General features: G+C 63.5%; 13 protein-coding genes. 10 read left to right on the forward strand and 3 right to left on the reverse strand.

Annotated elements, in window-relative coordinates:
• Positions 1-28 precede the first annotated feature (28 nt).
• On the reverse strand, positions 29-472 hold the full coding sequence (locus AC07O3_RS29335; RefSeq protein WP_093081677.1) for an SWIB/MDM2 domain-containing protein: 444 nt from the start codon (positions 470-472) through the stop codon (positions 29-31).
• 155 nt (positions 473-627) lie between these two features.
• Complete coding sequence (locus AC07O3_RS29340; protein WP_495340973.1) at positions 628-1,551, reverse strand: DMT family transporter; 924 nt, start codon at positions 1,549-1,551, stop codon at positions 628-630.
• A 38-nt stretch (positions 1,552-1,589) separates the two neighbouring features.
• On the opposite strand from AC07O3_RS29340, the gene AC07O3_RS29345 reads away from it, so the two are divergent.
• Both AC07O3_RS29345 and aceA read left to right on the forward strand, forming a co-directional pair.
• Complete coding sequence (locus tag AC07O3_RS29345; protein ID WP_495340974.1) at positions 1,590-2,003, forward strand: gamma-glutamylcyclotransferase family protein; 414 nt, start codon at positions 1,590-1,592, stop codon at positions 2,001-2,003.
• Between the two features lie 206 nt (positions 2,004-2,209).
• Entirely contained in the window at positions 2,210-3,541 is a 1,332-nt protein-coding gene (gene aceA, locus AC07O3_RS29350) for an isocitrate lyase (RefSeq protein WP_093053080.1), read from the forward strand.
• 101 nt (positions 3,542-3,642) lie between these two features.
• Here aceA and AC07O3_RS29355 read toward each other — a convergent pair whose 3' ends face one another.
• Positions 3,643-4,605 carry a GlxA family transcriptional regulator gene (locus AC07O3_RS29355; RefSeq protein WP_495340975.1) on the reverse strand — a complete coding sequence of 321 codons (963 nt, stop codon included), beginning with the start codon at positions 4,603-4,605 and terminating at the stop codon, positions 3,643-3,645.
• A 115-nt stretch (positions 4,606-4,720) separates the two neighbouring features.
• Between AC07O3_RS29355 and AC07O3_RS29360 the strand changes: the two genes are divergently transcribed.
• From AC07O3_RS29360 to AC07O3_RS29395, 8 genes are all read left to right on the forward strand, one after another.
• A complete protein-coding gene (locus AC07O3_RS29360; RefSeq protein ID WP_093081669.1) occupies positions 4,721-5,032 on the forward strand; it encodes a putative quinol monooxygenase in 312 nt (103 codons plus the stop codon).
• A gap of 219 nt (positions 5,033-5,251) precedes the next feature.
• Positions 5,252-7,159 carry a threonine--tRNA ligase gene (gene thrS, locus AC07O3_RS29365; protein WP_435472425.1) on the forward strand — a complete coding sequence of 636 codons (1,908 nt, stop codon included), beginning with the start codon at positions 5,252-5,254 and terminating at the stop codon, positions 7,157-7,159.
• A 101-nt stretch (positions 7,160-7,260) separates the two neighbouring features.
• On the forward strand, positions 7,261-7,887 hold the full coding sequence (infC, locus tag AC07O3_RS29370; RefSeq protein ID WP_093081664.1) for a translation initiation factor IF-3: 627 nt from the start codon (positions 7,261-7,263) through the stop codon (positions 7,885-7,887).
• A 162-nt stretch (positions 7,888-8,049) separates the two neighbouring features.
• Positions 8,050-8,253 (forward strand): 50S ribosomal protein L35, encoded by a 204-nt coding sequence (rpmI, locus tag AC07O3_RS29375; RefSeq protein WP_007832497.1) that lies wholly within the window; start codon positions 8,050-8,052, stop codon positions 8,251-8,253.
• A 24-nt stretch (positions 8,254-8,277) separates the two neighbouring features.
• The gene (rplT, locus tag AC07O3_RS29380; protein WP_007832499.1) at positions 8,278-8,637 is read left to right on the forward strand and encodes a 50S ribosomal protein L20; all 360 of its coding nucleotides are present in this window, start codon (positions 8,278-8,280) and stop codon (positions 8,635-8,637) included.
• A 113-nt stretch (positions 8,638-8,750) separates the two neighbouring features.
• Positions 8,751-9,827, forward strand: coding sequence for a phenylalanine--tRNA ligase subunit alpha (gene pheS / locus AC07O3_RS29385; protein ID WP_093053069.1), 1,077 nt, complete (start codon positions 8,751-8,753; stop codon positions 9,825-9,827).
• A gap of 38 nt (positions 9,828-9,865) precedes the next feature.
• Positions 9,866-12,307, forward strand: coding sequence for a phenylalanine--tRNA ligase subunit beta (gene pheT / locus AC07O3_RS29390; protein ID WP_495340976.1), 2,442 nt, complete (start codon positions 9,866-9,868; stop codon positions 12,305-12,307).
• 5 nt (positions 12,308-12,312) lie between these two features.
• Complete coding sequence (locus AC07O3_RS29395) at positions 12,313-12,684, forward strand: integration host factor subunit alpha (protein WP_093053063.1); 372 nt, start codon at positions 12,313-12,315, stop codon at positions 12,682-12,684.
• The last annotated feature ends 15 nt before the right edge of the window (positions 12,685-12,699 follow it).

Here is a 12,699-nt window from a genome sequence, read left to right on the forward strand (position 1 = left end):
GATTCAGGAGCGCGAGGCCCCTGAGCGCTTACTTGACGTGCTTGCCGATCAGCGCGGCCAGTTCGAACATCGACACTTGGGCCTTGCCGAAGATTTCCTTCAGCTTGGCGTCGGCGTTGATGTTGCGCTTGTTGGCCTTGTCTTGAAGGTTGTTCTTCTTGATGTAGTCCCACAGCTTGCTCACGACAGCGGTGCGCGGCAGCGGCGTCGAGCCGACCACAGCGGCGAGTGCCGGGCTGGGGGTCAGGGCCTTCATGAACGCGGCGTTGGGCGTGCGCTTCTTGGCGGGAGCAGCCTTCTTTGCGGGAGCGGCCTTCTTGGCAGGAGCCTTCTTCGCCGGAGCAGCCTTCTTGGCAGGAGCAGCAGCCTTCTTGGCCGGTGCAGCCTTCTTCGCAGGAGCCGCCGCCTTCTTTGCGGGAGCGGCCTTCTTTGCCGGAGCTTTCTTGGCCGGAGCCTTCTTTGCAGTTGCCATGGTTGATTTCCTTTTTTGGTTGAACACTCACCAATGAAAAACTTGCGTCTCCAGTGGCAATGCGGATGCTAAATGAGAAAAAACGCGTTTCCAAGGGAAAAAGCGCTTTTTTCATTGGGAGTTGTTGTTTTTTCAGAGGGGAGAAGCCCTGTTTTTCACGTTCGGCGCCCAGGCCATGTCGCAAGCACCACACCCGCAAGGGCAATGACGAACGCAACCAGCTGTGGCGAAGAGAGGTTTTCGCCCAGCACGAGCACGCCGACGAGGGCTGCGCTCACGGGCAGCATCACGGCGAAGACACCCGCTTGTGCGGCTGGTACGTGGCGAAGTCCGGTCATCCAGAGCCACACCGTCCAGATGCTTGCAGCGAGCGCATAGACCACGAGCAGCGCCCAAGTGCCGAAGCGCACCCCGGTGAAATCGAACTGCAGCGCGAACCAGATGCCGAAGGGCAGCGAGAGCACGAAGCCCCACAGGTTGATGAGCGAGGCGATCCGCTTGGGCCCCAGGCGTCCCGTGAGCGACTTGCCGATCACCGCATAGGCCGTCTCGCAGAGCACCGCGCAGAACACCAGCAGGTTGCCGAGCCAGGGCATCGATGCCGACGAAGCAGAGGGCGATGCTGGTGCGTGCGCAGGCGAAAGTGCCAGCAGACCGATGCCGAGCGCGGCGCATGCGATGGCCAGGCCGACGCGCACGGTGATGCGCTCGCGCAGGAACAGCCAACTCGCCACGGCCACGCACGCGGGGATCGACGCCATGATCACGCCCGCCGACACCGCGCTCGTGAGGCTTACGCCGAACAGCATGCAGATCGAGAACATGAAGTTGCCGAGGAACGACTCGAGGAACACCAGCCAGCGCGTGCGCGCGGTCATCGGCGGTTCGTCGGGTGTGCGCTTGAGCCAATGCGGCATGGCCAGCGCGGCGATGCCGAAGCGCAGCCATGCGAGCAGCAGCACAGGAAAGGCGGCGACAAGGGGCTTGGAGAGGGCGACGTAGCCGCCGACGAGCGACATGCTCAGGGCCAGGCAGCCGTAGGCCACGAGGCGGCCTGATGCGGGAGCAGCGGAGTTCAATAGACTGAAGTTCTGTAGTTGCGGAGAAGGCGGTTTCGATGATGCCCCACGTTTTTGTTTACGGCACGCTGCGCCGCGGCGGGCGCAACGACATCGCGCGATATCGGCCCGCGCCGGTGTGGGTGGGCGATGCGTGCATTTCCGGCACGCTGTATGACCTGGGCGCCTATCCGGGTGTCGTGCTGGGTGGGGTGGGGCGCGTGAAGGGCGAGGTCTATGTCGTCGAGCCCGCGGTCGAGGCAGCACTCGACGTGCTCGAGGAAGTGGCTGACGATGACTCAGGCGAGTACATCAAGCGGCAGGTGCGCGTGGATGTTGGCGGGCAGTGGCTCGATTGCCTGGTCTACGAGATCCATCCGACGCGCGTTGCAGGCCGCCACGTGATCGAAAGCGGGGATTGGATCGCGCATGCAGTGCGAATCGATGCCTCGTTTTCACAACCGAAAGATTGATTGCGCATTGCGAAATCTTCGGCTGCTGCGCCGCAATATTTTTTCTCGATATGAGAAAAATAATTTTGCATTGAGAAATATATCTGTAAGTGGTTGATTTTGTTGATTGAAAAATATGTCTTCTATAAGACATAAGAGTCTGCAGTACGATTACAGTAACTCCACGGCCGCAGCGCCCAACCTTCAATCAACCTCACGGAGTGACCATGCCCCAGACCCTCACAGAACAACTCAGCCGCGAACAGCAGATTGCCGCCCTCGAAAAGGAATGGGCCACCGATCCGCGCTGGAAGGGCGTCAAGCGTGGCTACAGCGCGGCCGACGTGGTGCGCCTGCGCGGTTCGTTCCCCATCGAGCACACGCTGGCCAAGCGCGGCGCAGAGAAGCTCTGGGACAAGATCAACGGCGGCTCCAAGAAGGGCTACGTGAACGCGTTCGGCGCGATCTCCGCTGGTCAGGCGATGCAACAGGCCAAGGCTGGCCTGGAAGCCGTGTACCTGTCGGGCTGGCAAGTCGCCGCCGACGGCAACAGCTCCGAGACGATGTACCCCGACCAGTCGCTGTACGCCTACGATTCGGTGCCGACGATGGTCCGTCGCATCAACAATACCTTCCGCCGCGCCGATGAAATCCAGTGGGGCCGCGGTGTCAACCCGGGCGACAAGGAGTTCATCGACTACTTCCTGCCCATCGTGGCCGACGCGGAAGCCGGTTTCGGCGGCGTGCTCAACGCCTTCGAGCTGATGAAGAACATGATCACGGCCGGCGCAGCTGGCGTGCACTTCGAAGACCAACTGGCTGCCGTGAAGAAGTGCGGCCACATGGGCGGCAAGGTGCTCGTGCCGACGCATGAAGCCTGCGAAAAGCTGATTGCCGCGCGCTTTGCAGCCGACGTGCTGGGTGTGTCGACCATCGTCCTGGCCCGCACCGACGCGGAAGCCGCGAACCTGATCACCTCCGATCACGACGCCAACGACAAGCCCTTCCTGACGGGCGAGCGCACGCAGGAAGGCTTCTACCGCGTGAAGAACGGCCTGGAGCAAGCCATCAGCCGCGGCGTGGCCTACGCGCCCTACGCAGACCTGGTGTGGTGCGAAACCGGCGTGCCGGACATCGGCTTTGCCCGCGAATTCGCACAAGCCGTGCACGCCGCCTGCCCCGGCAAGCTGCTGTCGTACAACTGCTCGCCTTCCTTCAACTGGAAGAAGAACCTCGACGACAAGCAGATCGCCTCGTTCCAGGAAGACCTGTCGGCCCTGGGCTACAAGTACCAGTTCATCACGCTGGCCGGCATCCACGTCAACTGGTTCAACACCTTCCAGTTCGCCCACGCCTACGCCCGCGGCGAAGGCATGAAGCACTACGTCAACATGGTGCAGGAACCCGAGTTCGCCGCGCGCGACAAGGGCTACACCTTCGTGTCGCACCAGCAGGAAGTTGGCGCCGGTTACTTCGACGACGTGACCACCGTGATCCAGGGCGGTTCGTCCAGCGTGAAGGCGCTGTCGGGCTCGACCGAGGAAGAGCAGTTCCACTGATCGGGTGATCGACCCTCGCGGGTCGGTCTTTCGATAGACAGATATTTCGCTGTCACTTTCAGCCCGGCCGCGTGCCGGGCTTTTTTGCGTCCGTTGCGTGCTCAGGCTTCGAGGCGCACCTCGCGCACGCCGCGGCCCAGACGCTGGCGCAGCAGGGTGCGCAGCGTGACACCGTCGGCGTAGCCCACCATGCCGGCGATCTGCTCCAGGCTCTTGTCGCTGGTCTTGAGCAGGTGCACCGCGCGCTCCACGCGCAGGTCCTGCACGTAGGAGAGGGGGCTCTTGCCCAGCACCTGCTGCATGCGGCGGGCCAGCGTCCGTTTGCTGGTGCCCGCGGCCTGTGCGGCCTCGTCGAGTGAGAAGCCGTCGGCCAGCCGGCCGCGTGCCCAGCGCTCGAAGCGTTCGACCAGCGGGTCGGAATGCGAGAGGTGGTCAGAGATCACGTAGGCCGACTGCGACGGCCGCGAGTCGACGATCAGGTAGCGCGCGACCAGCGTCGCGAGTTCGGGGCTGGCCTGGCGCACGATCCACAGCGCCATGTCGACATGGCTCAGCGCTGCGCCGGCCGTGACCAGGTTGCCGGAGCTGACCAGCATGCGTGAGTCTTCCAGTTGCACGGCAGGGTAGCGCTGGCGGAACAGCGTGGCCAGCCACCAGGTCGTGGTTGCCTTCTGGTGATCGAGCACGCCCGATTCCGCGAGCACGAAGGTGCCGATGCAGGCGGCGGCCAGATTGGCGCTTTTGCTTGCGCGTTCCTGCAATGCGGCGCAGGCGTCGCGCACGTCGGGGCGACACAAGGCGGGTTCCAGTGTTTCGGGCATCTTGCAGCCGAGCGCTGGAACGATCAGCCAATCCGCGGACCCGGCGTCGAGCGCGCGAGCCACCGGAACGGTGAGCCCCTGCGAGGTTCTCACCCGTTTGCGAACGCCCGTCACCGTGACTTCGAACGGCGCCACGTCGAGCTGCAGCATGGCCGCGAGTTCGTTGGCAGTGGTGAACACGTCGAGCACCGTGGACAGGCCGGTGTCGAACACGCCATCGAGAGCGAGTACATCGAGCTTCATGGCCATAACGATATTAAAGATGTCAAAAACGCCAATAGCTCCAGAGGCAACGGCTGCCTAGAGTCCATACCAACGCCGCGCAATGTCGCGCGCCGTTCAACTCAGGAGAAGACCCATGATCAAGTACGCACTGTTCGCTCGCCTCGAAGCCAAGCCGGGCAAGGAAGGCGATGTAGAGAAGTTCCTCGAAGCCGGCCTTGCGATGGCGCGCGACGAGAAGACCACGCCGATCTGGTTTGCGCTGCGCCTGTCGCCGAGCACCTTCGGCGTGTTCGATGCGTTCGAAGACGAAGCCGGTCGCCAGGCTCATTTGACCGGCCCGATCGCCCAGGCGCTGATGGCGAAGGCTCCCGAGCTGTTCGCCAAGCCGCCGTCTATCGAACCCATTGAAGTGCTGGGACTCAAGAATGCGGCGCCCGCGTCCTGAACGGGCAGCGGCTAGAATTGCGAACTCTGCACTCAACAAGAGCGAGAAAGGCACCTTGGTTATGACACCGCGAACTACTCCGCAAGGATTCAGCGGCTTTTTCTTCACTGAAGGAAAAGGCCGGTAGCCCCGCGCTCGCTGGTTTCTGCCAGCTTCACAACCAAGCAAAGCGCGGCATCCACCGCGCTTTTTTGTTTTTCTCCCCGAGGTTTTCTTCAAATGATCCAGATCACGCTCCCCGACAACTCGCGCCGCGAGTTCCCCGGCCCGGTTTCGGTGGCCGAAGTCGCCCAGTCCATCGGACCCGGCCTGGCCAAGATGACGGTGGCCGGCAAGGTCGACGGCAGGCTCGTCGATGCCAGCGACGTCATCGACCATGACGCCAGGCTGCAGATCATCACGCCCAAGGACGACGAAGGCCTGGAAATCATCCGCCATTCGACGGCCCACCTGGTCGGCCATGCGGTGAAGCAGCTCTATCCGACGGCCAAGATGGTGATCGGGCCCGTGATCGACGAGGGCTTCTACTACGACATCTCGTACGAACGCCCGTTCACGCCCGAGGACATGGCCGCCATCGAGGCGCGCATGCGCGAGCTGATCGCGCAGGACTACGACGTGATCAAGAAGATGACGCCGCGCGCCGAAGTCATCGAAGTCTTCAAGTCGCGCGGCGAGGACTACAAGCTGCGCCTCGTCGAGGACATGCCCGACGAGCAGGCCATGGGCCTGTACTACCACCAGGAATACGTCGACATGTGCCGCGGCCCGCACGTGCCGAACACGCGTTTCCTGAAGGTCTTCAAGCTCACGAAACTGGCTGGCGCCTACTGGCGCGGCGACGCCAAGAACGAGCAACTGCAGCGCATCTACGGCACGGCCTGGGCCGACAAGAAGCAGCTCGACCAGTACATCCAGCGCATCGAGGAAGCCGAGAAGCGCGACCACCGCAAGCTCGGCAAGGAGCTTGACCTGTTTCACATCGACGAAGTGGCGCCGGGCGTGGTGTTCTGGCACCCCAAGGGCTGGGCCGTGTGGCAGGCCGTCGAGCAGTACATGCGCGGCATCTACCGCGACACGGGCTATTGGGAAGTGAAGGGCCCGCAGATCCTCGACAAGAGCCTGTGGGAGAAAACGGGCCACTGGCAGAACTATCGCGACAACATGTTCACGACGGAGTCGGAGAAGCGCGAATATGCGCTCAAGCCGATGAACTGCCCGGGCCACGTGCTGATCTTCAAGAGCGACCTGCGCAGCTACCGCGACCTGCCGCTGCGCTACGGCGAGTTCGGCCAGTGCCACCGCAACGAACCCAGCGGTGCGCTGCACGGCATCATGCGCGTGCGAGGCTTCACGCAGGACGACGGGCACATCTTCTGCACGGAGGACCAGATCCTCGACGAGTGCATCGCGTACACGGAGCAGCTGCAGAAGGTCTATGCCGACTTCGGCTTCACGGACATCCTCTACAAGGTCGCCACGCGGCCCGAGAACCGCGTCGGCTCCGACGAGCTGTGGGACAAGGCCGAGCACGCGGTGATGGAATCACTGCGCCGTTCGGGTGTCGATTTCGTCATTGCACCGGGCGACGGCGCCTTCTACGGCCCCAAGATCGAATACACGCTGCGCGATGCCATCGGCCGCCAGTGGCAGTGCGGCACGATGCAGGTCGACTTCAACACGGCCGAGCGCCTGGGCGGCGAATACGTGACGGAATCGAGCGGCCGCGCGCACCCTGTGATGCTGCACCGCGCGATCGTCGGCAGCCTCGAGCGCTTCATCGGCATGCTGATCGAACACCACTCGGGCGCGCTGCCTGCATGGCTCGCTCCGGTGCAGGTGGCGGTGCTCAATATCAGTGAAGGACAGGCCGATTACGCTGCGCAAGTTGCGAAAGCGCTGCAAAATCAAGGGCTTAGGGTTCAGCTTGACCTGCACAACGAGAAGATTACGTATAAAATACGGAAGCATTCGTTGCAAAAGCTCCCTTATATCGTTGTCGTAGGCGACAAGGAAAAGGAAGCAGGTGCCGTCGCAGTGCGCGCCCGGGGCAATCAAGACCTCGGTGCAATGTCCCTCGAATCGTTCGTGCAACGGCTCGTCCAGGATATTGCCGACAAGCGTTGATTTGTCTTCGGAACACCCCATATGTTTCAAAGCCAAATCATGCCGTTTGTCCGCGAGGACTGACCGGTGTTCGCTACAGATTTTGTAGCAAATTTTGAAGGATTCTGACCATCGCTACTGCATTCCGCGACCGCCGCCACCGCGAGGAACGCCAACACCGCCTGAACCGGGAAATCATGGCCCCGGAAGTCCGCCTGATCGGCCCGGATAACGAGCAATTGGGTGTCGTGAGTCTTGCCGAGGCTCTGCGCCTTGCCGGTGAGCAGGACGTGGACCTGGTGGAGGTCGTCGCGGCGGCCAACCCGCCCGTGTGCCGCCTGATCGAGTACGGCAAGTTCAAGTACCACGAGCAGAAGAAGGCAGCCGAGGCGAAGTCGAAGCAGAAGGTCATCGAGGTCAAGGAAATCAAGTTCCGGCCCGGTACCGACGATGGCGACTACAACATCAAGATGCGCAACATCAAGCGCTTTCTTGATGAGGGCGACAAATGCAAGATCACGCTGCGCTTCCGCGGCCGCGAGATCACGCACCAGGAGCTCGGTCTGGCTTTGCTGCAGCGTATTCGCGACGAACTGGGTGACCTGATCATGGTCGAGCAGTTTCCGAAGCTCGAAGGCCGGCAGATGATCATGATGATCGCGCCGGGCCGCAAGAAGGCTGGTGGCGCTGCGCCGAAGCCGGCTGCAGATGCCGCTGCCGCGCCGGCAGCGTCGCCCGCAACAGCCTGAGCGTCAGGGTTGCAGTAGAGAAGAGAAGGTTCGAAGGGATTTCGCCCTTGCCAGCGCCTCGCAAGAGATGCCGGCAGGGGCGGGATAAAGAAGTGTCTCGGGGCCAACAAGTCCGTGGAGCATCCATGGCGCCTCACGAGCACAAACTAAAGGAGCATTCATATGCCCAAAATGAAGACCAAGAGCAGCGCGAAAAAACGTTTCCGCGTTCGTCCCGGTGGCACCGTCAAGCGCGGTCAAGCCTTCAAGCGTCACATCTTGACGAAGAAGACCACCAAGAACAAGCGTCACCTGCGTGGTGCAGTCGCAGTGCATGAGACCAACATGGTTTCTGTCGCCGCCATGCTGCCCGGCCGTGGCATTTAACTCAGACGAACAAGGAGTACACACATGCCTCGCGTCAAACGTGGTGTAACGGCTCGCGCCCGCCACAAGAAAGTTCTCGCACTCGCCAAGGGTTTCCGCGGTCGCCGCGGCAATGTCTTCCGCGTCGCCAAACAGGCGGTGATGAAGGCAGGCCAATACGCCTACCGTGACCGCCGTACCAAGAAGCGCGTGTTCCGTCAGCTGTGGATCGCGCGTATCAACGCCGCCTCGCGTGAACTGGGCCTGACCTACAGCCAGTTCGCCAACGGCATCCGCAAGGCCGGTATCGAGATCGACCGCAAGATGCTTGCGGACATCGCCGTGCACGACAAGGCCGCTTTTGCCGGCATCGTGGAGCAGGTCAAGGCCAAGCTGGCTGCTTGATTCTGCACAGCAGGGGTGCTGCCTCCGGGCAGCTTCCTGCGCCCACGGCTCAAGGGCTGGCGCTTGAAAAGGCTCCAGCTCTTTTTTATTTCCCCTCGAAGATTTTTGTTGCTATGAACGAGTTGGACTCCCTGGTCGACACCGCACGCGCCGCCTTCGCCGAAGCGAAAACGCCCGCCGAGCTCGAAAACGCCAAGGCCCAGTTCCTCGGCAAGTCGGGCCGCATCACCGAGCTGATGAAGGGCATGGCCGCGCTGAGTGTCGAAGAGAAGAAGTCCCGCGGCGCAGCGATCAATGTCGCCAAGCAGGCCATCGAGGCCGCACTGACCGACCGCCGCCAGCAACTGGCCGACGAAGAACTCTCGCTGCAACTGCGCGCCGAAGCGCTCGACGTGAGCCTGCCGGGCCGCCGCCGCATTCCCGGCGGACTGCACCCCGTGAGCCGCACCCTCGAGCGCATCGAGGAGATCTTCTCGAGCATGGGCTTCGACGTGGCCGACGGCCCCGAAGTCGAGAGCGACTGGCACAGCTTCACCTCGCTGAACAACCCACCGAACCATCCGGCGCGTTCGATGCAGGACACCTTCTACGTCGACATCAACGGCGACGACGGCATTCCCTACAACCTGCGTCCGCACACCAGCCCGATGCAGGTGCGCTACGCGCATCAGCACATCAAGAAGTACGCCGCCGAGTTCGCAGCCGCTGCGGCCGACACTACCGGCACCGTGAAGGCGCCCGAGATCCGCGTGATCGCCCCGGGCCGTACCTACCGCGTCGACAGCGACGCCACCCACTCGCCCATGTTCCACCAGTGCGAAGGCCTGTGGCTCGGCGAGAACGTGAGCTTCAAGGACCTGAAGGTCGTCTTCACCGACTTCTGCCGCACCTTCTTCGAGCGCGATGACCTCGTGCTGCGCTTCCGCCCGAGCTTCTTCCCGTTTACCGAACCGAGCGCCGAGATCGACATCCAGTTCGCGAGCGGGCCGCTGGCCGGCCGCTGGCTCGAGGTGTCGGGTTCGGGCCAGGTGCATCCGAACGTGGTGCGCAACATGGGCCTCGACCCCGAGCGCTACATCGGCTTCGCTTTCGGCATGGGCCCCGACCGGCTCACGATGCTGCGCTACGGCGTGAACGACCTGCGCCTCTTCTTCGACGGCGACCTGCGTTTTCTCTCGCAGTTCCAGTAAGCACCCCTCCATAGAAAAACCAGATCGAGATCGAAGAGATGCAATTCCCGGAATCCTGGCTGCGCGAGTTCTGCAACCCGCCCCTCGACAGCGCCGCACTGGCCGAAACGCTCACCATGGGTGGCTTCGAGGTCGAAGAGCGCCGACCGGTGGCGCCGCCCTTCACGCGCATCGTGGTCGGCGAAATCAAGGAAGCCGAGCAGCACCCGAATGCCGATCGCCTGCGCGTGTGCCAGGTCGACGCGGGGCAGGGCGCCTTGCTCAATATCGTGTGCGGCGCGCCCAATGCGCGCGTTGGCATCAAGGTGCCTTGCGCACTCGTCGGCGCCGAACTGCCGCCGGGTGAAGACGGCAAGCCCTTCCTCATCAAGCTCGGCAAGCTGCGCGGCGTCGAGAGCCAGGGCATGCTGTGCTCGGCGCGCGAACTGGGTCTGAACGAAGACCACGGCGGCCTGCTCGAGCTCGATGCCGACGCGCCCATCGGCGCCGACGTGCGCGACGTGCTCAAGCTCGACGACGCGCTGCTCACGCTCAAGCTCACCCCCAACCTGGCGCACGGCCTCAGCGTCTACGGCGTGGCGCGCGAACTCGCCGCGCTCACTGGTGCGCCACTCAAGACCCCTGCCATCGCGCCGGTGGTGACGTCGTTCGCCGACGTGTTGCCGGTCAAGGTCGAGGCTCCCGAACTCTGCGGCCGCTTCTCGGGTCGCATCGTGCGCGGCGTCGACACCAAGGTCGTCACACCGGCATGGATGGTCGAGCGCCTTGCACGCTGCGGCCAACGCAGTGTGACGCCGCTGGTCGACATCTCGAACTACGTGATGTTCGAATACGGCCAGCCCAGCCACATCTTCGATCTCGACAAGATCCACGGCGGCCTCACAGTGCGCTGGGGCAAGGCGGGCGAACAGCTCAAGCTGCTCAACGGCACGACCATCACCGTCGACGAGAAGGTCGGCGTGATTGCCGACGACCGCGAAGTCGAATCGCTCGCCGGCATCATGGGCGGCGACGCCACCTCGGTGACCGACGACACGCGCAACATTTACGTCGAGGCCGCTTTCTGGTGGCCCGAGGCCGTGCAGGGCCGTTCGCGCCGCTTCAACTTCTCGACCGATGCGGGTCACCGCTACGAGCGCGGCGTCGATCCGAGCCGCACTGTGCAGATCATCGAGCGCATCACGCAGCTGATCGTCGAAATCTGCGGCGGCGAGGCCGGCAGGATGGACGACCAGACGCTGAGCGTGCCTGAAGCTGTGCCCGTCACTCTGCGCGTCGAGCGTGCGGCGCGCGTGATCGGCATGCCGCTGACGCAGGCGCAATGCGCCGACGCACTGAATCGCCTCGGTTTCGCGATCACCGAAGGCGAGGGCACGTTGACCGTGACCCCGCCGCCGCATCGCTTCGACCTGCTGATCGAAGAAGACCTGATCGAGGAAGTCGCGCGCCTGATCGGCTTCAACAACCTGCCGACCACCGCGCCGCTCGCCCCCATCACCGCCCGCGTGCGGCCCGAGGCGCAGCGCAGCCGGTTCGCGGTGCGCCGCAGCGTCGCAGCGCTGGGCTATCAGGAAACGATCAATTTCAGCTTTGTCGAAGCGCATTGGGAGCAAGACCTCGCAGGCAATGCCAACCCGATCAAGCTGCTGAACCCCATCGCCAGCCAGATGAGCGTGATGCGCTCGTCGCTGCTGGGCTCGCTGCTGCAGGTGCTCAAGTTCAACCTCGACCGCAAGGCGCCTCGCGTGCGCGTGTTCGAAGTGGGCCGTGTGTTCATGCGCGACGACAGCGTTGCCACTACCGACAGCACCGTGCGCGGCGTGAACCAGCCGATGCGCGTGGCGGGCCTCGCCTGGGGCGACGCCGACGAGTCGCGCTGGGACGGCAAGCCGCAGCGCGTCGACTTCTACGACGTCAAGGGCGACGTCGAAGCACTGCTCGCGCCGCTGGTGCCCAGCTTCGAAGTGGCCGAGCATCCGGCCCTGCACCCGGGCCGTTCGGCGCGTGTGCTGGTTGGCGGCAAGGCCATCGGCTTCGTCGGCGAACTGCATCCGCGCTGGCGCCAGAAGTGGGACTTCGCCCAAGCGCCCGTGTTGTTCGAACTCGACCTCGACGCCGTCACGGCGCGCCCCGTGCCGGTGGCACAGCCAGTGCCCAAGCATCAGGCCGTAGAGCGCGACCTTGCCGTGGTCGTGGCCGAAGCCGTTACGCACGATGCACTGGTGCAGGCCATTCGCTCGACGACAACTGCGCAGGGACTGCTGCGCGACGTGACGCTGTTCGACATCTATCGCCCGCAGCCGCTGCGCGATGGTGCCGTGGCTGCGCCGGGCGCGCTGGCGCAAGGCGAGAAGAGCATGGCGGTTCGTCTCAGTTTCCAGAGCGACAACGCCACCCTGACGGACGAGCAGGTCGAGCCCGCAGTCCGTGCAATCGTCGAACAACTGGACGCCAAGCTCGGCGGCCGCTTGAGGGGATGATGAGAATGAACGCTGCCGAATTCACGCTCGAGGCTCTCGAAACGCCTGCGCTCACCAAGGCGCATCTGGCCGACCTGCTGTTCGAGCAGATCGGCCTGAACAAGCGCGAGTCCAAGGACATGGTCGAGGCGTTCTTCGAGCTCGTGGCCAGTAGTCTCGTCGAAGGCACGGACGTGAAGATCTCGGGCTTCGGCAACTTCCAGATCCGCGTGAAGGCGCCCCGGCCGGGCCGCAACCCGCGCACGGGCGAGGCCATTCCGATCGGCGAGCGCCGCGTGGCCACGTTCCACGCGAGTGCGAAGCTCAAGGAGCAGATTCATGGAAGCATCGACCAGAACGGCGCATCTGAAGTCGAGTGGAGCCTGGGCGCCGAATAGTGCTTGGTGCTGCGC

The sequence above is a fragment of the Variovorax sp. GW821-FHT09D05 genome, from assembly GCF_059416325.1.